This window comes from Rhizobium centroccidentale (assembly GCF_030182565.1).
Classification (GTDB): domain Bacteria; phylum Pseudomonadota; class Alphaproteobacteria; order Rhizobiales; family Rhizobiaceae; genus Rhizobium.
The window spans coordinates 48688-71086 of the sequence record NZ_JAQJCG010000002.1; the positions used below are offsets into that span (position 1 = coordinate 48688).

At 59.0% G+C, this 22399-nt stretch carries 22 protein-coding genes; 7 read left to right on the forward strand and 15 right to left on the reverse strand.

The features are described from left to right. Positions 1-28 precede the first annotated feature (28 nt). The 3 genes from PH562_RS02090 to PH562_RS02100 all read right to left on the reverse strand — a co-directional run bounded on the left by PH562_RS02090 (position 29) and on the right by PH562_RS02100 (position 4003). Complete coding sequence (locus tag PH562_RS02090; protein WP_285171224.1) at positions 29-760, reverse strand: substrate-binding periplasmic protein; 732 nt, start codon at positions 758-760, stop codon at positions 29-31. A 14-nt stretch (positions 761-774) separates the two neighbouring features. Next, a complete protein-coding gene (locus PH562_RS02095; protein WP_285171225.1) occupies positions 775-3141 on the reverse strand; it encodes an EAL domain-containing protein in 2367 nt (788 codons plus the stop codon). Between the two features lie 244 nt (positions 3142-3385). Further along, positions 3386-4003 carry a 50S ribosomal protein L25/general stress protein Ctc gene (locus PH562_RS02100; protein WP_113230289.1) on the reverse strand — a complete coding sequence of 206 codons (618 nt, stop codon included), beginning with the start codon at positions 4001-4003 and terminating at the stop codon, positions 3386-3388. Positions 4004-4301: 298 nt separating this feature from the next. On the opposite strand from PH562_RS02100, the gene PH562_RS02105 reads away from it, so the two are divergent. The 3 genes from PH562_RS02105 to PH562_RS02115 all read left to right on the forward strand — a co-directional run bounded on the left by PH562_RS02105 (position 4302) and on the right by PH562_RS02115 (position 8576). After that, positions 4302-5744, forward strand: a complete 1443-nt coding sequence (locus PH562_RS02105) for a hypothetical protein (protein WP_285171226.1) — start codon at positions 4302-4304, stop codon at positions 5742-5744. 110 nt (positions 5745-5854) lie between these two features. Beyond that, complete coding sequence (locus PH562_RS02110) at positions 5855-7315, forward strand: hypothetical protein (protein ID WP_285171227.1); 1461 nt, start codon at positions 5855-5857, stop codon at positions 7313-7315. A 25-nt stretch (positions 7316-7340) separates the two neighbouring features. Beyond that, entirely contained in the window at positions 7341-8576 is a 1236-nt protein-coding gene (locus PH562_RS02115; protein ID WP_285171228.1) for an MFS transporter, read from the forward strand. Positions 8577-8590: 14 nt separating this feature from the next. Here the strand turns inward: PH562_RS02115 and PH562_RS02120 are convergent, their stop codons facing one another. The 6 genes from PH562_RS02120 to lgt form a co-directional block, all read right to left on the reverse strand. Continuing rightward, the gene (locus tag PH562_RS02120) at positions 8591-9523 is read right to left on the reverse strand and encodes a ribose-phosphate pyrophosphokinase (protein ID WP_069612657.1); all 933 of its coding nucleotides are present in this window, start codon (positions 9521-9523) and stop codon (positions 8591-8593) included. A gap of 105 nt (positions 9524-9628) precedes the next feature. Beyond that, positions 9629-10510 (reverse strand): hypothetical protein, encoded by an 882-nt coding sequence (locus PH562_RS02125; protein WP_285171229.1) that lies wholly within the window; start codon positions 10508-10510, stop codon positions 9629-9631. A gap of 55 nt (positions 10511-10565) precedes the next feature. Beyond that, complete coding sequence (locus tag PH562_RS02130) at positions 10566-11717, reverse strand: M24 family metallopeptidase (RefSeq protein WP_285171230.1); 1152 nt, start codon at positions 11715-11717, stop codon at positions 10566-10568. Between the two features lies 1 nt (position 11718). Further along, on the reverse strand, positions 11719-12501 hold the full coding sequence (gene pgeF / locus PH562_RS02135) for a peptidoglycan editing factor PgeF (protein WP_113230295.1): 783 nt from the start codon (positions 12499-12501) through the stop codon (positions 11719-11721). A 135-nt stretch (positions 12502-12636) separates the two neighbouring features. Next, positions 12637-13734 carry a class I SAM-dependent methyltransferase gene (locus PH562_RS02140; RefSeq protein ID WP_285171231.1) on the reverse strand — a complete coding sequence of 366 codons (1098 nt, stop codon included), beginning with the start codon at positions 13732-13734 and terminating at the stop codon, positions 12637-12639. Positions 13735-13811: 77 nt separating this feature from the next. Beyond that, on the reverse strand, positions 13812-14699 hold the full coding sequence (gene lgt, locus PH562_RS02145; RefSeq protein ID WP_285171233.1) for a prolipoprotein diacylglyceryl transferase: 888 nt from the start codon (positions 14697-14699) through the stop codon (positions 13812-13814). A gap of 264 nt (positions 14700-14963) precedes the next feature. On the opposite strand from lgt, the gene PH562_RS02150 reads away from it, so the two are divergent. The 4 genes from PH562_RS02150 to PH562_RS02165 all read left to right on the forward strand — a co-directional run bounded on the left by PH562_RS02150 (position 14964) and on the right by PH562_RS02165 (position 17318). Further along, complete coding sequence (locus tag PH562_RS02150; RefSeq protein WP_285171234.1) at positions 14964-15224, forward strand: accessory factor UbiK family protein; 261 nt, start codon at positions 14964-14966, stop codon at positions 15222-15224. Positions 15225-15614: 390 nt separating this feature from the next. Further along, complete coding sequence (locus PH562_RS02155; RefSeq protein ID WP_069612651.1) at positions 15615-16115, forward strand: type III secretion system chaperone family protein; 501 nt, start codon at positions 15615-15617, stop codon at positions 16113-16115. 1 nt (position 16116) lies between these two features. After that, positions 16117-16956, forward strand: a complete 840-nt coding sequence (gene proC / locus PH562_RS02160) for a pyrroline-5-carboxylate reductase (protein ID WP_285171235.1) — start codon at positions 16117-16119, stop codon at positions 16954-16956. Between the two features lie 20 nt (positions 16957-16976). After that, positions 16977-17318, forward strand: coding sequence for a tRNA-binding protein (locus tag PH562_RS02165; RefSeq protein WP_113230299.1), 342 nt, complete (start codon positions 16977-16979; stop codon positions 17316-17318). Positions 17319-17352: 34 nt separating this feature from the next. Here the strand turns inward: PH562_RS02165 and PH562_RS02170 are convergent, their stop codons facing one another. The 6 genes from PH562_RS02170 to PH562_RS02195 form a co-directional block, all read right to left on the reverse strand. Then, on the reverse strand, positions 17353-17934 hold the full coding sequence (locus tag PH562_RS02170; RefSeq protein ID WP_113230300.1) for a DUF1349 domain-containing protein: 582 nt from the start codon (positions 17932-17934) through the stop codon (positions 17353-17355). 30 nt (positions 17935-17964) lie between these two features. Then, positions 17965-19347, reverse strand: coding sequence for an ATP-binding protein (locus PH562_RS02175; RefSeq protein ID WP_113230301.1), 1383 nt, complete (start codon positions 19345-19347; stop codon positions 17965-17967). Positions 19348-19369: 22 nt separating this feature from the next. Further along, positions 19370-20071, reverse strand: a complete 702-nt coding sequence (locus tag PH562_RS02180) for a response regulator (protein ID WP_113230302.1) — start codon at positions 20069-20071, stop codon at positions 19370-19372. A gap of 76 nt (positions 20072-20147) precedes the next feature. Then, entirely contained in the window at positions 20148-20618 is a 471-nt protein-coding gene (locus PH562_RS02185; protein WP_285171541.1) for a MarR family winged helix-turn-helix transcriptional regulator, read from the reverse strand. A 453-nt stretch (positions 20619-21071) separates the two neighbouring features. Beyond that, complete coding sequence (locus PH562_RS02190; RefSeq protein WP_092711633.1) at positions 21072-21335, reverse strand: hypothetical protein; 264 nt, start codon at positions 21333-21335, stop codon at positions 21072-21074. A gap of 247 nt (positions 21336-21582) precedes the next feature. Continuing rightward, the gene (locus PH562_RS02195) at positions 21583-22221 is read right to left on the reverse strand and encodes a DUF1236 domain-containing protein (RefSeq protein WP_285171236.1); all 639 of its coding nucleotides are present in this window, start codon (positions 22219-22221) and stop codon (positions 21583-21585) included. Positions 22222-22399 lie beyond the last annotated feature (178 nt).

A 22399-nucleotide genomic window follows, 5' to 3' on the forward strand; every position in this document is an offset into this window, starting at 1 on the left:
TTGACGACAAAGTCAAGGCGGGATGCGGTCAGTCGCTGAGGTGCAGGCCGTACTTCAGGAAAATCCGCTTTTGCGTTCCGTCGGCAATCAGCGCATTCAGAGCCGTCTGCATCTTGTCCAAGAGGTCGCTGGGGAAATCCTTGTGACAGGCGATCCCCATGGGCTGTTGCGAGAGAAGGGTCACCTTCTCCACGGCGTTGCCCTCTTTCTGCAACTTGTCGAAATAGAATTCGGAGATCGGCATCAGGTCGATGCGGTCGCTCATCAGCTTCTTCAGCGCGGCCTTGAAGTCGCTACCGACGTCGATGCGCGGGAAGTCGTTCCGGCGCAGGATCGCTTCCGTATAATCCTCTCGCCAGGTGCCGACGAGATACTTTCTGGCTTCGGCGATGTTGCCGGCGGTAACGCTGGAGCCGCTATGCTTGATTAAAACGTTACGGTCGATCAGCAGCGGCTGCACCCATTTGAAGAGCTTGTCGCGTTCTTCGTTGTGAGCTGCAACGAATACGCAGGTCATGGGTTCCATCAGCGCCTGGTTGTAGGCTCGCGCCCAGGGCATGATGTCGATCGTATAGTCGACGCCGAGATCGGTCATTACCTTCCGCACCTGGTCGGTGGTCGCTCCGACAACGATCTTACCCTCGCGATAGTTGAAGGGCGGATATTCCTCGGTGGTGAAATGGATTGTCTCGGCGTGGACGGAGGAGAAAAACGTGAGCGAAAACAGGCCGGTAGCAATCATAAGCAGCGGTTTTCGCATGCGGTTCCTCATCGCTATGACGCTTGTGCTACGGGGGAAGGGTGATGTTGGTGCGAGCCGACCAGCGTCCGTATCAGATTGTCTGGATGTAGCGGCCGATAGAACAGATAGCCCTGGCCATAGTCGATACCCATGGCACGCAGGGTCGCGCATTCCTCCTCGGTCTCCACGCCTTCCGCAATCACTGTGCAATTCATCTTGTGCGACAGCGTGGTGATGCTTTCGACCAGCATGCGGCTTTTGGCGCTGACATCGGAGGCGGTGTCGTTGATGGCGCGGATGAAGGATTGGTCGATCTTGATAATGTCAACGGGGAAGCGGTTGATATAGCTCAGTGACGAATAACCCGTGCCGAAATCGTCGAGTGCAATGCGGCAGCCGTAGCGGCAGATCTCGTTGATCACCATGCGCGTCTCCGGATTGTCATCCATGAGCACAGCCTCGGTGATTTCGACGACGATGCGTCGGGCGGCAATTTCGTGGCGCGACAGCAGGGCCGCAATGCGCAGCGGCAATTCCTGTTCGAACTGCAGCGGCGAGAAGTTGATGGCGAGATAGGTGTCCTGCATGCCTTCGATCCGCGAGAGGCTAGCAAAATCGGCGATAGCCTTCTCCATGATGCGATTGCCGATGCGAATGATCGATCCGGTCTCTTCAGCAACCTCGATGATGCGGCCAGGGGGCAGGATGCCTTTTTGCGGGTGATGCAGGCGCATCAGCGCCTCGAAACCGGCGATCGAGCGGTCGTCTATATTGACGACGGGCTGCAGATAGGCTTCGAACCAGTCTTCGTTGAGGCCGGTTTCGATATGGTTCTCCAGTTCGGCGCGGCGGCGGGAATCGTCCAGCATGCCGTTGTCGAAAATTTGTGCGCCGTTCTTGCCATCGCGCTTCTTGGCATACATGGCGATGTCGGATTTCAGCAGCAGTTCGGCTGCATTGGCGGCCTGACTGGGATAAATCGCAATGCCGATGCTGGCGCTGAGGCGCGCATCGCCGATGAAGGGCGCCTCGAAGACCTCGGCGATAAGAGCCGCCATGTCGATCGCTCTTGCTTCCGCATTCTCGGCCAGAAGCAGCATGGCAAATTCATCGCCGCCGAGGCGGGCGGCGATGTCGCCCGGCTTCAGGCATTTCTGCAGGCGCGATACCAATTCGCGCAGTGCCGCATCGCCGGCGGCATGGCCCATATTGTCGTTGATCCATTTGAAGCGATCGAGATCGATGAAGAGGCAGGCGAGTTCGCGCTTGCGCAGATCGGCTTCATTGATCTTTGCGTCCAGCGCGCTCTCGAAGCCCTGGCGGTTGAGAAGGCCGGTCAGGTGATCGGTAATCGCCTGCCGCAGATTACGGTCTTCCGACTGCTTGAGTTCGGTAACGTCGGTCATGACGGAGAGCGACAGACCGTCCTGGATCGCGGTCGTTTCGAGGATCAGGACATCCATGATCCGCCCATCCTGGCAAAGGAATTTCACCGTCACGGCAAGGCGGGCGGCACTATCGGGGTTGCCGCGTTTGCGCTCGATATATTGCACGCGTGAATCCGGCAGGATCAGGCTTGCAAACTCGCGGCCGATCACCTCGGCGCGATCATAGCCTGTGGCAGCGAGCCAGTAGTCGCTGACGGCAGCGATGCAATCGTTCTTGTCGAGCGAGAAAAGCATGGCGGGCGTCAGATTATAGGTATCCGTCGCACGCCGATGGGCCAGCTTCAGTTCGTTTTCCTCGCGCTGGAGCTTGCTCTGCATATCGTTGAAGCTGCTGGCAAGCCGGCCCATCTCGTCGTTTGACTGCCAGTCGACGTGATGACGCGAGCCGAGCCGCCGTGTGGCCTCGATGGCATGCGTCAGCCGCATCAGCGGCTGGATGACGAAGATGCGATTGCCGATCAGCGCCGCGCCGAAGACCGTCAACACGGCGAAGATGAAGATGGAGATGAAGACGATCTCTTCGCTCTTCAGGCCGTCGAACAGGCCGAGCTGAGGATAATAGACGGTGATGGTGCCAAGCCGCTTCGCACCGTCGACGCCATTGTAGATGATTGGCCGGTCAACGGACTCCAGATTGCCCTTGTAAGATTTCGGGATGGTCGATTGCGTGACGTCGAGCTGGCCGGAAAGATCGCGGACATTGACGCGGACGATCGCGCCTTCGGCGACGGTGGTCGCGCTGATCTGGGTGACGCTGTCTTCATCAAGGTCCCATAACGGCTTTGCGAGGGCCTGGGCATTGGCGACGAGTAGAACGGCTATGTGATCCTTGATTTCCTTTTCGGCGCGTTCGGACGACAGAAAAAGGAAAAGCACGAAGAGCGGCGCCACGAAAACCAGCAGCGCACCGCAAACGATCGCGAAAAACCGGTTTTCGACCGAATGGCTCATAGTTCCGTTAGCTCCCCGGTTATAGACCAGCGGATTTGGGAGGGCGCCGCTTTCTACAACTCTTTCGAGCAGATTTTCATGAATCCGTTAAATGTTGCTGAAACTGTGGGGTTAATGGAAATCAACGATAGTATAGATCCAAGACGTTCTTATTTTTACTTTCTCTAATATTTGTTTCCGGACATGAAAAAACCCGCCCTCCCGTGGGGAGGCGGGTTTCAATGCTTCAGGTCGAAGATGCCAATCAGGCGCTGGCTTCTTCGCCGCCTTCTGCTTCGTCCTCAGCAAGACCGGCTGCCGGAGCAACGATCGTTGCGATCGTGAAGTCGCGGTCGGCGATGACCGGGGTCACGTTCTTCGGCAGCTTGACGGCCGAGATGTGGATGCTGTCGCCGCTCTTCAGACCGGAGAGGTCAACGGTGAAGAATTCCGGGATCGCATCGGCCGGGCAATGAACTTCGACTTCGTGGCGAACGATGTTCAGGACGCCGCCAGCCTTGAGGCCCGGGGACTTCTCATGGTTTTCGAAGTGAACCGGGATTTCGACGGTGACCGCCGTGTTGCCGGAAACGCGCAGGAAGTCGACGTGAACCGTGAAGTCACGGACCGGATCGAGCTGGTAGTCCTTCGGCAGAACCTTGATCTTCTTGCCGCCGACGTCGATCGTTGCGATCGTCGTGAGGAAGCCGCCGGCGTGGATGCGCTTCGTCACCTCATTGGTGTTGAGAGCGATAGAAATGGGGGCCTGCTTGTCACCATAGATGACAGCGGGGATCAGACCATTGCGGCGAAGTTCACGGGCGGACCCCTTACCAACCCGTTCGCGCGCCTCGGCCTTGAGCTCGTAGCTTTCGTGGCTCATAGCTATTCCTTTCGAGGTTATTTGGAGAGTTCATTCGGTCGGCCTACGCCGTATCGATTGAACTGGAGGAGGGCATGCCCTGCCTCATCCGCGTTGCCTCCAAGGGTGTCTACGCGGACGCGTGGCGTATAATACAAAGCGGCTAAAGGTGCAAGCACCCCGGATACGAAGCCCTGTGGTGACATTGCAACTGCCACGAACAAGCCTGACGTATCATGTCTATCAACGCCTTGACATATACCCTCGGCCCCATCAACAGTCGAATCCAATCGATTGGCGCCAGAAGGAGAGGTCGGGCATGCGTTCCAGAGCAATCGCCGCCGCGGTTTTTTCCATTGGTCTTGCTGGCGCATCACAGGCTGCCGACGTCAATGAGCAAGGCGCCAAGGAACTCCGCAACGTCCTGACCCATTCGCTCTCGCAGGACCTTGCCCGCAGCGATTTCGTGACCGTCAAGCCGGCCGGCGATCAATATGAGATTACCTACGATCTTGCGAAATTCTTCGACAAGATCAATTCGAGCGCGTTTTCGGTCACAGGTTTCAAGCCGCTTTCGCTTTTTGCGCAGCCGGTCGAAAAGGGACGGTGGCATCTGACGGGTGACAATAGCCTCGATGTCGCCCTGCACTCGCCGACCGCTGACATCGCCTATTCGATCGCCTCCAGCTCTTTCGACGGCATTTTCGATCCTGGCATCGAAATGATGCGGTCTATGGGTATCAAGAGCAGCGGCATGAAATTTTCGAGCGCCGGCAGCGGCCCGAAAAGCGGGCGCAAGATCGATGCCACCATCGACAGTGCCTCCTTTGCCCATACGGTCACCGACAGCAGCGAAGCGGGCAAGGTCGACCTGCAATTGCAGGGAACGCTGCAACGCCTGCGTGAGCAGTTCACGGTGCGTCCGGATGCTTCGCCCATCACGTTCAGCGCCGATAGCGTCGATACCAACGTCACTGCCACGAGCCTGCCGGTGAAGGATCTGGGCGCGCTCATCCGTTTCTTCGTTCAACACGTCAAGGCCAAGCAGCTATCGCAAAGCGGCAGCGAGAAGTTCGAGCAGCTGGTCCATCAGGCCCTGCCGGTTTTCGGTTCGCTCGGCAAGACCGTGACAGTGAACAACGCACTGGTGGCAACCGAGAAGGGCAAGGTCGGTGTCAAGCGCATCGATTACAGTTTCAAGATGGACGGTCTGACCAAGGCTTCGAACGTCAACCTGGAGCTTAGGGCCGAGCAGTTCACGCCCGACGCCGGTCTGGTGCCTGATGCCTTTACGCCTTTCCTGCCCGCGGTGCTGGACGTTCAGCTCGGCGTGCCCAATATCAACTTTGCCGGTCTCATCGATGCCGGTCTCGATTCGATTGCAACACGGGCGACGCCGGTCTCCGGGGAGGCTCTGAAACGCACGATGTTCCCGAATGGCTATGGAACGCTGGAGTTCCCGAAGATCAGCGCAAAGTCTGATGTCTACGACGTCGAGGTTTCCGGCGCGCTGAAGGGCTCGACCAAGCCGCATTCCGGCATTTCGCTGCAGGCGACGATCCTGGCGCGCGACTTCGACAAGACGGTTGCAGCACTTCAGGAGGCCGCCAAGGCTCAGCCTCGTTTGAACAGCGTTTCCTTCAGCCTGCTGGCTGCAAAGGGTTTTGCCAAGACCGACCCGGACGGCCGCCTCCGCTGGGATATCACGATGGGCGAAGACCGGACGGTGACGGTCAACGGACAGGTGATGAAGAAGCCTTGAGGTTTGAGGGCAAGCCCATGTATCAGGGCGATGATAAAGTTCCACGCGAAAGGCCGGTCGGCGCTTTCCAGATTTCCACGTTTCTTTTCCATCATATTTGGGGGTGAATTATGCGTTTCAAAGCGGTTGCCACGGCGGCTGTTCTCGCTGCCGGCGTGGCCGGCCTTGTGCAGGCGGCTGATGTCAGCGAGCAGGGTGCCAAGGATCTTTACGGCAATCTGACTTATTTTCTGCCTGATGATATCGCCAAGAGCGGCGCGATCTCGGTCAAGCCGGTCAGCTCGCACTACGAAGTCACCTATGATGTGCAGAAGCTTCTCGACAAGCTGAACGTAAGCGATTTTGCCGTGAGCGGCCTCAAGCCATTGATGATGCTGGCGACGCCGCTCGATAGCGGCCTCTGGAATATCGAAGGCAACAATGCCCTCGATATCACGGCGAAGTCTAAGCCTGGCAAGGGCCCCGACACTGAAGTTCGCTACGCCTTGGCGTCATCGACCTTTCAGGGCGTGTTCGATCCCGCACTTCATTATCTGCGTTCCATGGATATGAAGGGCAACGGCATCACCATTGCGACAAAAACCACCGATGAAGATAAAAGCGTCCAGAGCAATGACGCCACAGCCGAGAGCATTACCTATACCGTGTCGTCGGCAGACAGCGGTGAGCCGGGCAGGCTCGATCTCAAGATGAACGGCAGCCTGCAATCGCTCTACGACAAGATCTCGGCCGACGACGCAACGCTCGGGGAAGTCAAGATCGCGGCGATCGATTTCAACATGGGGGCGACGAAACTGCCCTTGAAGGCACTGAATTCCTTGCTGCAGTTCGTCTCCGAACACAAGAATGAGAAGACGCTTTCGGATGCCGATAGCAAGGCGGTCAAGTCCTTGCTGATGGATGCTATGCCGATTGTCGGCTCCTTCGACGAGTCAGTCGCCATCAAGGATATCGCGGTCACGACGCCATTCGGCAATGGCGGCCTGCAGAAGATGGGCTATTTCTTCAAGATAGCCGGACCGGCCAATGCCATGAATGCCGATTTCGGGCTGAATGCCGAGAAGCTTGCCCTGGAAACGGGCCTCATCCCCGAAGACTATGTCGCCTTCATTCCCAATACGGCCGATATCCAGGTGCAGGTGCCGAACTTGAATTTCTCCGCTCTGGCGGATGTGTTCCAGCAAGCCGACTTCAAGAACCCGGAGAGCGATAAAGCCCTGGACGAGAAGCTGCAGAAGGCCATGTTCCCTGACGGGACAATGACCATCAACTTCCCGAAGGTTAGCGCCGTTTCGGGTCTTTATGATGTCGAGGCGTCGGGCAGTATGCGCGGCTGGCTGACCGAAAAGGACCGCGTCGCCATGAAGATGACGGTTCTTGCCCGAGATCTCGACAAGACGATTGCCGCCATCCAGGAGGCCGCAAAGACCAAGGAGGATCTGTCTCAGCTCTCCTTCGGCCTGATGATGGCCAAGGGCTTTGCCAAGACGGATGCCGATGGACGCTCGCGCTGGGATATCGATCTTTCCGACGACGGTCACGTGACAGTCAACGGGCAGGTCATGAAATAAGCCACTCCGAAATCAGAATGCGATCATGTTTGTCCTGAAGCCGCTGAGCCAGCGCTCGATCTCTCTATTATGGGCCGGCCAGGTGCTGGCGGCTACAGGCTCCGAATTTTACATGGTCGCAGTCGTCTGGATTGCGGCTGACTTCATCGGCAGCAATGCGGGATATGTTTCCGCGTTGCAGTCGGGCGCGCTGCTGTTCGGCAGCCTGTTCGGCGGGATCGTCACGGATCGCTGGCGGCATAGCACGACGATGATCACGGCCGATCTGATGCGGGCGGCTCTATTGCTAGCCCTATCGCTAGCAGGAACGCTGCATCTGATGAGCCTGCCGCTGTTGATCGTGCTTGCCGGAAGCATCGCGCTGCTGACGTCAACGTTCGACCCTTCGCTGCAGGCGACCTTGCCGACGATTGCGGTGGATGCCGAAATCCGGCATGCGACGAACGGTTTGTTCGATGCCACCCGCCGCATGGCGCGTATTCTCGGTCCGAGCCTCATTGCGCTCGTGAACGGGCTCCTGCCGAAATCTCAGTTCTTCACCGTCACGGCTGTTACTTTCATATTGTCGGCGGTTGCCGTATGGCTCGCGGTGGCAAAACTCCCGATGGCGTCGCGGCGTCGCGATTTCTCCGGAATGGCGGCCGTCATGGACGGCATTCTGGGCGGGTGGCGCGCAGCGCGTGGCCATGCGGCACTTCTCTACGGCCTCTTCACCAACCTGATGGGAAACGTCGCCTGGGCGATGGGGATCCTACTTGGGATGATCCTGCACTTGCGCGAAACCAGCGCCGACCCGCTCACCGACTACAGCCTGATGATGACGGCTTACGGCGTCGGCAATCTGACGACCAATCTGATCCTCGGCAGCGTCAAGCCGCGCCGGCCGGTGGTCTGGATCATCGCGGCGAAGCTCATTTTCGGATCTGGCGTTTTCCTGCTGCCGCTGATGCATGATCGGATAGGGCTGATGATCGTTGCCTGCTTTGCGGCGATCAACGGACCCTTCGAGAACCTTGCCATGCTGCATCTGATGCAGACGCGCAGCGAGCCGCATCGTCTGGCGCAGGTCTATCGGCTATTGATGTGCGCGATCTTCACCGGCCTGCTTCTGGCCTACCTGATGTCCCCAACGCTGTTTGCGTGGTTCGGCATCGGGCCTTCGATCATGGGATCGGGTGCGGCCGTCTTCATCTCGGGGCTGTTGGGCATTGGCCTGCTCGCATGGAAGCAGGCGCATCCTGCGGGAGCAAAGGCCACCTGAGGCGGCCCCAAGGCTCAGTCGAACAGGCTTGAAACCGATTCTTCCTGGCTGGTGCGATTGATGGCTTCGCCGATCAGCGTTGCCGTCGTGATGACGCGGATATTCGGCGCCGAAAGTACGGCAGTCGTCGGCTGGATGGAATCGGTAATTACCAGTTCCTTCAGTTTGGAATTTGCCACGCGGGTCACCGCGCCGCCGGAGAGAACGCCGTGGGTGATGTAGGCGGTGACGCTTGCCGCACCTTGTGCGAGCAGTGCTTCGGCAGCATTGCAAAGCGTGCCGCCGGAATCGACGATATCGTCGATCAGGATGCAATCCTTCCCGGCTACCTCGCCGATGATGTTCATCACTTCGGACTCACCCGGGCGGTCGCGGCGCTTGTCCACGATCGCCAACAGACAGTCGAGACGTTTTGCCAGGGCGCGGGCGCGCACGACACCGCCGACATCGGGCGAGACAACCATCACGTTGCCGATATCATAATTCGCCTTGATATCGCGCGTCAGGATCGGAACCGCATAGAGATTGTCCGTGGGGATATCGAAGAAGCCCTGGATCTGGCCTGCGTGCAGGTCGAGCGTCAGAACGCGATCTGCGCCAGCCTCGGTGATCAGATTGGCGACCAGCTTTGCCGAGATCGGCGTGCGCCCAGAGGCGCGACGATCCTGGCGGGCATAACCGAAATAGGGGATGACTGCGGTTATGCGCCGTGCCGACGAGCGGCGCATCGCATCGATCATGATCAGCAGTTCCATGAGATGATCGTTGGTCGGAAACGACGTCGGCTGTACCAGGAACACATCCTCGCCGCGTACGTTTTCCTGGATCTCTACGAAAATCTCTTGGTCGGCGAACCGACGGACGCTAGCTCTTCCCAAGGGAACGTTGAGATAATTGCAGATCGCTTCGGCGAGATGCCGGTTCGAATTGCCTGCGAAAACCTTCATTGTGGCCCGCCTATTACCAACCTGATAGCCGCGCTTTTAACCGCCTTGCTCTCGAATGCAAGAGGGAGAGGCGTGTTAGCTTTCATATTTCTGAAAAGCTTTTAGCTATCCACCGTTGGATTCGCGCCAGGAATTGAAATCCGACATGGTTTTGGTGGCAATTTTCTGCATGACCGTTGGAGGAACGGCTGACCAAGGGTCACCACGCTTCAGAGGCGCGCTTTCTGAACCCTGGATGCGGTGGACGCGGTTGCCATTACTATCAAGCACGTCCCAAACGTAGGTCACGGAAATCTGCGGGCCGTCTTCAAAGGCGGAAAGGTAGCCCTTGAGGATATAGGCGGCGCTGGAATCGCTTGAGCTCTTGATCGTCAGGCCGAGCGAGCGGGCGTCGGCGCCGAGCTGGCGCGACAGCGGCGTGACGGCTTCGACGGGAGCGCCGATGATCGGCAGGAAGCGGACGCTGTTGCCGCCGGCCGCTGCCGTGGGCGGTAGCGACGCCTGTTGTTGATCTGGTTGCTGTTGTTCCGGCTGTGGGTCGTCGGCAGTCTGCTGCTGCTGCCGGGGTTGCTGATCGTCCGACAAGCGCCGATCGGCTTCGCGCTGCTCGTCGGCTTCGGAAAACTGATTGTTGGCTGGAGCGATGGAAGCAGTGCGGGACCCGTCGAGCGGGCGCGACGCATAGGGATTGGTGCCGTTCGATCTCAACGCCGAGGCCTGGTCGTCCAGCGTGCCGCTGCCGCCGTAGTTTTGCGGCTGATAGGCCTGCTGCGAGGTCTGCTGCTGATAGCCGTAACTCTCCTGCGCGCTTTGATAGGTTTGGCGGCGCTGGGGTGTCGAAGCCATGCGCTCGACATCGCGCTGGGTGACAGGGCTGGAGCCGGCATCGCCTATCGCTTCGGGCGGCGTCAGGGCGTCCGTGGTATTGCAGGCGGAGAGCGCGAGGCAAAAGCCGGCGACAGTCAACGTTATCCTGACCACTCCCATTGACGCGATCCTTTCTCCCGACGGTCTTACCGTCCAGGATCGCTATCTTACGCCCCTAACGGTTAAGAAATTCGAGAGGGTGGCGGGAAAGGGCTTTCGGAGCCTGCGAGGTCGTCAGATAGGTCTGCCCGAGGGTCATGGCGGTACCGCTGTCGGAATCCATGATGATCATGTGCACGAAGAGCGACATGTTCTCCTGAATCTCCAGCGGATTACCCATATGGAACATTTCATGCTCCATCCATGACGGCGAGAAGCGGGCGCCGAGCGAATAGCCGCATGCGTTCAGCCGGTGGCGGGCAAGGCCACGCTCGTCCATGATCTTCGCATGCATGTCGAAGACGTCACCGAAGGTGTGTCCCGGCATCAGGATCGTTTCGATCGCCTGCAGCGTTTCCAGGCAGGCGCTATAGAGCTCGCGATGGCGATGGGTGGGAGTGCCGATGACGACGGTGCGCATCATGGCGGCGTGATAATGAGCATCCACACCGGCCCATTCGAGCGTCAGCTGGTCATTGGCGTCGAGCTTGCGGCGGCCGGACTTGTAGCGGCAGAGCAGGGCTTCCGCATCCGAGCCGATGATGAGCGGGTTGGCGGGATAATCGCCTCCACCCGAAAAGACGGCGCCTTGCACGGCCGCGAGAATATCCGATTCGTCCGCGCCGGCCTTGACCACAGACAGCGCCGCATCGAGGGCATCGTCGGCCAGTGCGGCGGCACGTTCGACATGGGCGATTTCCGCTGGGCTCTTCGTCAGACGCAGTCGACTTATAAGATAAGAGGCGTCGATGATCTGTCCGAAGCTTGCAAGCTGATGATCGAGCAGGCGAGCGATGCGGCCCGTCATGCCGTGAGTGTCATACTCGACACCGATACGGGCACCGAGCAGATCGAGATCGGACAACAGCTCCTTGAGATCGAGCGTCGGATCGGCGTTGACGCGATCGACCCATATGCGAATGTCGCTGATGACAGAAGTCAGTTGCGCCTGGCGCAGATCGGCCGAGCGCGTCATCAGCGTCAGAGATCCATCCGCCTTGACGACCAGCGTCTGGAAAAAGCAAAAGCCGAACGTATCGTAGCCCGTCAGCCAATACATGCTCTCTTGTGCGAAAAGCAGCATGGCATCGAGCTTTTCTTCCTGCATTCTCGCCAGCAGCCGTGCCAGACGAGCGTCGAATTCGCTGCGTTCGAAATGCAAGGCCATATCAAGCTGCCTTTCCGATAGCGATGGCGGAAATCTGCCGTCCGTAATCCGGCTCCTTCGCATGCGTCGTGCGCCGATAGGAGAAGAAGCGCTCAGGATCCGGATAGGTGCATAGGTTCAGGCTTTCGGCGGTGACGCCCGCCTTGTGCAGGCGATCGACCGTGAGGGACGGCAGATCGAACATGGCATGGCCGTCGCGCTCCGAAGGGGTGAAATATCTGGCATAATCGGGATCATGGGCGAGGAAGCGCTCGACGAATTCGGGGCCGACCTCATAGCTCGCCCGGCTGATGGACGGGCCGAGGCAGGCAATGATCGTTTCACGTCTAGCGCCAAGCGCCACCATCGCATCGATGGTATTTTCCAGCACACCGGTCAGCGCGCCCTTCCATCCGGCATGAGCGGCGCCAATGACCCGATTTTCCGGATCGGCAAAAAGGATGGGGCCGCAATCGGCGGCGAGCACGCCGATTGCGATGCCCGGTGTCGCCGTGACCATCGCATCGGCCTGCGGCCGGCTTCCATCATAATAGGCGCCGATTGTCACGACATCGGGCGAATGGATCTGATGCACGGTAGCAAGCCGTTCGACGGGCAGACCGAACCAGCCGGCCACGCGGCGGCGGTTTTCCTGCACGTGCTCGTGATCGTCATGCGAACCCAAGCCTACATTCAGCCCGCGATAAAGGCCTTCGGAAACGCCGCCGGCGCGGGTGAAATAGCCATGGCGAATGCCGGCAGCTTCGGCGGCGCTCAGCAGCGTGCTTGCAAGTGGTGTCGGCAACTGCGGTGTCCCTTGATGTCTTGGTTCAGCCTGTCGTGCGATGAATAACGCAGCTGCGGCGAAGCAGTTCGATTTGACTGGGATGTTGGCCCAGTCCGGCGCGCACTGTCAATCCGTAGGATTGGTGGTCAAGCCTCAGCTGACGGCACGAAAGGGCAGGAGATCGATAGCCGGGCTGGAAACCGCCAGCACCTTGAAGAGCTCTCCCATCTTGCCTTCGCCGGCGCCGGCCAGCCTTTCTACGGCGACACGGATGTTCTGCTGGGTTGCCGCATCCTGGTCTCTGCCGAGGGCCGCCGCCCGCTCCAATAGGCCGAGCCCGACGAGGAAATCGCCCTGATGACAGCAGCCGTTGATGTGCAGGCCGGAGGCGAGGGCGGTCTGTGCCAGATGCTGGAAATCGACATGGCTGGTGAGATCCGCTTCGCCCGGATGTTCCAGCGGCGGATCGTATTCGTGCATGCGCACGGCCTGCAGCGTATCGCCGAAGCTTGTCGCCATGTGGCCGTAGTCGATGGCAAGCGCCGTGCCGCCATGGGCGGCAAGCCTGTCGCAGATCGTCGTCATGACGGCCTGGCGGGCTGGCGCGATTTCAAAGATCGTACCGATCGGCGGCAGTCCGCCCTCCGGAAGAAGTGCAGGATCGAGCGTGGCGACGCCTGCCGTGAAGCTCAGCTCGTCATTGGCGTCGAGGCCGACCGTGCGCTCGCGGAAACCGTTGGCGGTGCGAACAAACTGGCGGATGGGAATGGCGTCGAAGAGTTCGTTGGCGGCGAGCAGGGTGAAACCCTCGGGCACCTCGCCGAAATCCGTATGCCAGGAGATTTTTGCGCCGTAGGGCTCGAGGGTCTGGCGCTGAAAGCCCTGCAGGCGCTCGCTGGTTTCGACGAGATGGACCGTCATGGCATCATAGAGCGGCGGGGCCAGCTTGCCGATGACGCGCAGCATGTCGGACATCATCGTGCCACGGCCCGGGCCGATTTCGACGAGACGCACCTCGGCAGGGGCTCCATGCCGCTGCCAGGCATGCACCATGAAGACGCCGATCATCTCGCCGAATAGCTGGCTGACTTCGGGCGCGGTGACAAAGTCGCCGGATTGGCCGAAGGGTTCACGCGTCTTGTAATAACCATGCACCGGATCGGCGAGGCACAGCGAAAAATAATCGGTGATGCTCAATGGCCCGTTGGTGCGGATGATGGCTTTGATTTTTTCCCCGAGCGCCGTTGTCATTCTATGCTTTCGCTAATGCGTGGCCCAGACAAAATGGGAGCAACCTTTATGAAGACCACGCGATATTGAACTCCACCTCAAGCCATCTGCCTTGCCGCTGCCTGACGGGCGCGGATAACGGCCCAAAGGCCGATCGCCACCATCGGAAGCGACAGCACCATCCCCATCGTCAGCCAGTTCGTGCCGAGCAGATAGCCGAGCTGCTCGTCAGGCTGACGGAAGAATTCGACAAAAATACGCGAGAAGGCATAGCCGATGACAAAAATACCGCTGACCGTGCCCGGCTTTTTCAACGCTAGGGCCCAGCGGGTCAAAATGAAGAGCAGGAGGAAGAGGATAATGCCTTCGATGCCAGCCTCGTAAAGCTGGCTGGGGTGGCGCGGGTCGGAGCCTGCGGGGCAGACGCCATTATGGGCGGCGATCACATGCGGGCTGCAGAAGACCATCGCCCAGGGAGCGTCCGTGACGCGGCCCCAGAGCTCGCCATTGATGAAATTGGCGATGCGGCCGAAGAACAGGCCAATCGGCGCGACGGCCGCGACGATATCGAACAGGCTCCAGACGCGAATCTTGTTTCGCCTTGCGAACAAAATCATGGCGATGGTCGTGCCTATTAATCCGCCGTGGAAGGACATGCCGCCGTTCCAGACTTCGATGGCGCGGATCGGATTGGCCAGCACCGGATCGAGATCGTAGAAAAGGATATAGCCGATGCGGCCCCCGAGAACGATGCCGAAGGCGACCCAGAGGATGAAATCGTCCAGATGTTGGCGCGTCATCGGTGCCGTATCGTTCAGCCAGAGCTTGCCGTTATCGACCAGCCGTCTGGCATAGAACCAGCCGAGCAGAATGCCAGCGACATAGGCAAGCCCGTACCAATGGACTGAAACCGGGCCGAGAGAAACGGCGACCGGATCAATATCCGGAAAAGGCAGGATGGCGGCGAGATTGGCGGAAGTCAGCAAGATCGTCAGGCCCGTTGCAGCATGTTCCCGAAAGCATCATGCCATTTCGGGGCAGGATCATGCTAAATATCCAAAATGTGCGCGGAACATGGCGTTCGCTGTCGAAACGGTCAAGTCGATTGTTGATCTCGCCGAGATGGCAGGTCCGGTTGTCCAGTCCTATCTCAATTTGCTTGCATCGGCCCCTTGGAAATCCTACCTCAGCACTATCTGGCCCATATCGATGCCTGACCGTTGAGGGCCGACGGCCGCAAGGAGACTGCCATGAGCACTGGACCGAACCGAATCTTCGATGAATTCGCCAAGCTGATGACCGATGCCGCCGGTGCTGCCCAAGGCGTGCGCCGCGAAATCGAGACCGCCTTCAATGCCCATGCCGAGCGCTGGCTGAACAGCATGGATATCGTCAAGCGCGAGGAATTCGAGGCTGTTCGCGAAATGGCGATCAAGGCGCGCGACGAGAACGAGGCGTTGCTGGCGAGAATCGAAGCGCTCGAAGCCAAGGTCGCTTCCAAGGGCAAATAAGCCTGGACTTCTGTTTGCTGATCGGCGCGGCACCCGTTTGCCGTGCCTTTTTCCTCTGAAAATTTCCGTCCGGTTTTCCACCTGTGGACATAGGCAAAAAAGCCAATCGCCAGAGTCGGTTATGACTCCCTTCTGAATAGACGCCGGAAGAGCTTTCCACAGTGCCGTTTCCAAAATCACCGTTCAGGGGCTGGCATGCCGGGCATGCCGCTATACACTGATTTTAAATGATGATTCGAAACGGACTTGGTAAGCCCCGGGCATGGTGGAAGCGTTAGTCTGGCAGCCGTTCAACATCATCCCGAGGATGTTTCCGGAGTAAAATTGTTTGCGTTCTTTCAGTGTCGAGCCACGGGAAAACTGCAACCGATCCGGTCAAGAAGGTGCTGCATGAGCCTTATGGAAATGGAAGCCGAACGACAATCGAATCCGGTCGACATGATCGAATTCGTCGCCGCCAACAACGACTGGTCGTTCGAACGGTCTGGCGAGGACGAAATCGCCATGACCGTCGAAGGGCGATGGACCGACTATCACGTCTCGTTCTCGTGGATGGAGGAATTCGAAGCGCTGCACATAGCCTGCGCGTTCGATGTTAAGGTTCCGGACCCGCGCGTCAACGAGGTGATCAAGCTCTTGTCGTGCATCAACGGGCAGGTGCTGATGGGTCATTTCGATCTGTGGCGTCAGGAAGACATCGTCATTTTCCGCCAATCCCTTCTCTTGTCGGGCGGGGCGGAGCCCACCAACCGTCAGGTGGAAGTGCTGCTTTCCAACGCGCTTGACACCTGCGAGGCTTACTATCAGGCTTTCCAATTCGTCGTATGGTCAGGGCTCGATGCAAATCGCGCCATGGAAGCCGTACTTTTCGAAACGGTAGGCGAAGCGTGACATGACAGGCGAACAATCCGCCAATGCATTTGCATCCTCAGGACCGATCGTTCTGATCGGCGCCGGCAATATGGGCGGGGCATTGCTGACGGGGTGGCTGAAAAACGGCGTGCCGGGATCATCGGTCATCGTCGTCGATCCCAATCCGGCGGAAGCGATGGGGAAAATGATTGCGGATGCCGGTGCAAGCCATGTCACCGAAGTGCCGAAAGGCGTGACGGCGGGGGTTCTCTTCATCGCCGTCAAGCCGCAGCTGATGGACGCGGTTCTGCCGCCGTTCAAGCCGCTTGTCGGGGAGACGACGGTCGTCGTCTCCATCGCGGCCGGCAAGACGCTCTCCGCGCTGGAAACGCATCTGGGAGAAGCGGCCATGGTGCGCGCCATGCCGAACACGCCCGCCATGGTCGGGCGCGGTGTGACGGGCGCTTTTGCCAATGCACGCGTGAGCGACCGCCAGCGGCAGCTGGTTCAAAACCTGTTGAAGGTATCCGGTCCGGTCGAATGGGTGCCCGGCGAAACCGATATCGACTCGGTAACCGCCGTTTCCGGCAGCGGCCCGGCCTATGTTTTCTATCTCGTGGAATGCATGGCGGAGGCGGGCCGAAAGCTTGGCCTGCAGGCGGACCTCGCCATGCGGCTCGCACGGGAAACCGTCGCGGGGGCTGGTGAACTGTTGCACCAGTCTCCCGACGACGCTTCGCGCCTGCGTCAGAACGTGACCTCTCCCGGCGGCACCACAGCTGCGGCACTCAGCGTCCTGATGGCGGAGGATGGCATGCAGCCTCTATTCGACGCGGCCCTCGAAGCGGCGCGCAAACGGGCGCAGGAACTGGCCGGTTGAGTTTCCTATAAAGGCAGGATATGGCGGAAGAGATCACTTACGGCGATTTCGAGCGGGTGGATATCCGCGTCGGAACGATCATCGAAGCGGAGACTTTTCCGGAAGCGCGCAAGCCTGCTTACAAGCTCAGGATCGATTTCGGGCCGGAGATCGGCATCAAGCGCTCCTCCGCGCAGATCACCGTGCACTATACGCCGGAAACTCTTGTCGGCCGGCAAGTGCTGGCCGTGGTCAATTTCCCGCCACGCCAGATCGGGCCGGTTCGCTCCGAAGTGCTGACGCTCGGTTTCGAGGATGAGTCCGGCGCGATCGTTCTGGCTGCGGTGACCCATCCGGTGCCGAATGGCAAAAGGATGATGTGAGCGGCGCCCCTTTCGCAATCGAAAGGACGTGTCCTCAGTGAATATCTTTTGATACCGGGTCGGTCAGGCTGAAATCGAGGAATTCTGCTTCGAAGCCTTCGCGTTGCGGCGAGCAGAAGGTCGGGCCGACCAACACTTCATCGAGCGTCGGATCGAACCAGGCGAGCCTTGCCATGCGCCATTCGCTCATGCGGTCGGTGCGATACTGGATGAAGAGGGCGTCGCCGTTGCGGGTGACCCGTGCCGACATGGCATCGAACTCGTGATCGAGCCGGAAGGCCGACCAATCGGAGTTGCCATTGGTGACGACGACGCTGAAATGCCTGCCGCCGTCTGTGTATTCGATCCCGCATTTCATCCAGTGCCTGGCATCGTGGCGGACCATCAGGCCGGCCTGATCGTAAAGTTCCCGATAATGCCCGACGAAGGTGACTACGGCGGTGAAATCGCCGCGGCGGGGCATTCCGAGAAAATGACCGTCGTCGCGGTGGAAGCCGTAATAGGTTTCCTGCCAGAAATCGGTCTTATTGCCGGACTGGACGAACAGGCGTCCCTGGTTCACTTCCCACATCGGCGGCGTGTTCAACCAGTGCATGCCATCGATATCGATCGGCATATGCTCTCTCTCTCTCTCTCTCTCTCTCTCTCAGGCAGGAATGCGGATGGTGGCGCGCAAGCCGCCGAGCGGGCTGTCGCCGAGCGTGACATTGCCGCCATGGCTACGGGCGATGTCGCGTGCAATGGCAAGGCCGAGGCCTGTGCCCGACTTGTCGAGATTGCGGGCCGAATCCAGCCGGAAGAACGGTTTGAATACATCATCCCGTGCGGCGACCGGAATGCCGGGCCCATCATCGTCGAAGATGATCGTCAGCCACTTGGCGCTATGCCTCGCTTCGACGCGGAGGCTGTTGGCATAGCGTCGTGCATTGGTGGCGAGGTTCGTCACCAGGCGGGTAAATGCATTCGGCCGGACGGAGATTTCGTCATCTCCTTCGATGGAGAAGCTCATGGACTTGTCATGCAGCGTGAAGTCCTGCCGGACTTTCTCGAGGATATCGCTGAGCTTGAATTGTCCGACATCTTCTTCGGCCTCGCCGCGAGCGAAGGCCATATAGCCCTCGAGCATGCTTTGCATGTCCTCCACATCTTCGCTGAGGCCGACAAGATCCGGATTTTCGCCGACAAGGGCGAGCTGCAACTTGAAGCGGGTGAGAACGGTGCGCAGATCGTGGCTGACGCCGGAGAGCATGGCCGTGCGCTGTTCGATCTGCCGTTCGATGCGCTCGCGCATCAGGATGAAGGCAAGGCCCGCGCGGCGTATTTCGTCGGCGCCGCGGGGAGAGTAGTTTTCCAGGCGCTGGCCCTTGCCGAAGCTCTCCGCCGCCTGAGCCAGCGCCAGGATCGGGCGGATCTGGCCGCGCAGGAATAGGACGGCGATGCCGATTAGCACTAGCGACGTACCGACCATCCATAGAATGAAGATATGGGTGTTCGAGGCGTAGGTCTGGCTGCGCTTTGCGAAGACGCGCAGCACCTTGTCCGGCAGCTTAACGCGGATTTCGACCAGACTGGAGTTACCGACCGTATCGATCCAGAAGGGTAGATTGATTTGTTCCTTTATCTCGTCGCTCAAAATGCCATCGAGGATGGAGAAGAAGGGCTTTTCGCGCGGGGGCGGTAATTCACCCCCAGGTTCGATCGATATACTAAGGTCGAGCTTCTGACGCGCCATCTGGGTGATGGCGGAATAGTCAGCATCCTGCGGATAGGTTTGGATGATGGTGATGATGGCGGCGATGTCGCGCGTGGTCGCCATCGACAGCCGCTGCGTCACCATCTGCCAGTGGCGCTCCATGAAGACGACGGTGACAACCGCCTGCAGAATGATCATCGGCAGGATAAAGATCAGCAATGAGCGGGCATAGAGACCGGTCGGCAGGATATAGCGACGCATCCAGCGCGAAAGCCACCTCAGGCCGTTGGATGGCGTGTGATCCTGGTCGCGTCTGATCGAATCGAATGTCACCATAATCTGATCCCGCGGGCCGATCTCAGTCTATGCTCAGGCGATAGCCGATGCCACGCACCGTCTGCAGCCAGATAGGGTTGGCAGGGTCATCTTCAATCTTGCGGCGCAGCCGGTTGATCTGCACGTCGATCGTCCGCTCGCCCACTTCGGCATCGTTGCCGATGAGTTCATGGCGCGGGATCGTCTCGCCGGCGCGCTTGGCAAACAACAGCATGATTTCCTGCTCGCGATCGGTAAGCCGGATGAGCTCCGCCGCCTTCTTCAGCTCCTTACGGGTGAGCGAAAACGTATAAGGACCAAACATCACGAGCTCGATCTTCGGGGAATCGGCGGGCGCGTTGCGGCGAAGAATATTGTTGACGCGCAGCACCAGCTCGCGCGGGTCGAAGGGCTTTGGCAGATAGTCGTCCGCGCCGGCCTCAAGGCCCGCTATACGGGAATCGGCTTCGGCCAGCGCCGTCAGCATGAGGATCGGAATGTTCTTGATAGCACGCAGGCTCGACGTCAGCGCAATGCCGGATTCGCCGGGCATCATCACATCCATGATGATGAGGTCGAAATCGAGCCCTTCCAGCTTGCGGCGGGCTTCGGCGCCATCGGCGGCGGCCGTGACGCGAAAACCTTTCTCCATAAGATAACGGTTGAGGAGGGCACGGATCCGTGTGTCGTCATCCACCACCAGAAGATGTGCTGCGTCATCCGAGATTGCTGCTTTTGTCGTCATTCGGTTCGTCTCGATCCTGTCCTACCCATCGATTGAGTTGACGCATTCCGCACCGGCCCCACGGGCGGGATTGCCATCATTTCTCGGTCTGCATTCCCCGCAGGAAACGCTTCACGCTTTCGCGCGTCGCTTCCGACGCGCCTTCGAATGCCCTTTCAATGCGGCGCGATTGCGGCTCGGCCAGCGCCAGCGCCAGATCGCGCCCTGCCTGCGTCGGGTACAGTTTGCGCTGCCGCCGGTCCTCCGGACCTGCGACCTGGCGAATATAACCCGAATCGATCAATTGTTTGAGAACCCGCGCCAAACTCTGTTTGGTGATCTGCAATGTTTCCAGAAGGTCCGCAACCGTCATGCCGGGTTCGCGGTTAACGAAATGGACGACACGATGATGAGCCCGGCCGAAACCGCTCTTGACGAGGATCTGGTCCGGATCGGAGACAAAATCACGGTAGGCGAAGAAAAGCAGCTCGATAATCTCGAAATCGATGCTTCCCGCATTCTGCATCGGCGTAGCCAGCAGCTCAGTCTTTGCCGCATTCTGGCTCATCTGTCGTGGCACCGTGACATTTCCTTTCCTATTATGGAGCATCCGGGAAACTTCCGCAAAAATATGTCAGCTCTATTGACGCATTACGTCGTTGTCCGTTTTCGCACAATGCCGTGCGGCCCAAATGGCGCTGCTTCATTAGGAAATTAAGCGCGGCCCCATAAAACTCCAACACATCCTGCATTTTCTTCCGCTCCGTCGACGCGGAGACGCAGGGATCAGATGCTTGGTGAAACGGTAAGATCGCCCGGGGCAAAATGAAAGCCTTAGATGGGCTCTCGGGTGGGAGAGTGCACATATCCGGTCATTGAAGGCAGCAAATATCGTAGCGATGGCATGCTTTCGCCTTGCCTAGCTCAATGCACGGTGAAAGCGGCTGTTGCCAAGCAGAATTGCGCATTGATCCGCACAAGCCTGACCGTTGCCCGGCCGGGCTTGTGCGATCCGATCTAGTTAGGACTTGCGGCCGAGAACGGCACCAACGATCGCGGAGAGCACGCCGCCGGCGACCAACGAGGATATGCCTTGCGCGATGAGGCCGGTCAGAGCTTCGCTGCCGATCAGGTTCAGGATCAGGCCGCCGCCAAGGCCGCCCACGGCCCCGGCGATCGTTCTCGCAATGAGATTGATCCCATCCTGCTTCAAAACGGCGCTTGCGGCGTTGCCACCGATCGCACCGGCAATCAATTGCGTAATGATAGGCCCTAGACTTTCCATGACTGCCCTTCTCCCATAATTCCGGAGACGCTTCCGGATGCCCTCTCGCGGCGTCCCGGATCGGTGCCAGGGAGCGGCGATAATCCTTCATTGATATTAGGATTACATCATGCACGGATCGCTGGAAATAGAAGGGCAACTCAAACGGGAGAATCCCGCAATAATTTCAGGGGAAATTCGCGATTTGGACATGCGGCCGCCCCGCCGCATGTCAATTTCGCCATCTTATGCGGCCCTACGGGGCGAATCAGCGGTAGACGTAGACGATCCTGCGCGTGCCGGGATCGACCAGAACCGGCTGATGGTTCACCTCGACATAGCTGTATTGATAATCCGGAATGCGGTGCACCTCCACGCTTTGCGGGACGGTGGCGCCCACGACCAGATCACCATTCAACCGAACCGTATCGACCGGATTGTCATCGATATAGGTCCGGACTTCCTCAGGCGGGGTGACGGCGACCACATCGGTGCCGCTCTCATCGACGGGACCCAGTAACTGATCGTTCGGACTTGGCTGAACGCGTTGTAGGCTGCCCGTCTGGACTGGATCTGTCTGTTCGTAGGTGATGGTGGGGATGCCGAGATCATCCCGGTGGTCCTGGACGACGACCGAGGTGCCATTCTGTTCGACGCTCAGATATTGCGCATAGACCCAGCCGCGCATGCCATTGACGTCAACCCGGCACCAGCGGCTCCCTTCGACGCAACCGTCGAGCGTTGCTTCGGACCCGCGAGTGGCGACGCCGACCGTCGGAAATTCCGCACCCGGCCCGGAACGAACTTCTATATCCGTGGCGGTGGTTGCGGCCATCTCGGCCTGAGCGAGACCCGCACTGCCGAGAAGGACAAAGCCGGTCAGCAACAGATTCCTCTTCAAGGACATTGGTTTTCTCCTTCTGTCTTGAAAGACTTATCTTCAACGTTTCGAGTGCCTGAGTGTTCCGATTTGCCGGACACCAATAGGTCATCGTTCGATGGGAGGACCAAATAACCGTTTGAAATAAACGGATACTATCGAATCTCGAGGTTCGGCTGCCGGCATTCCATCACTTTGAAACTTC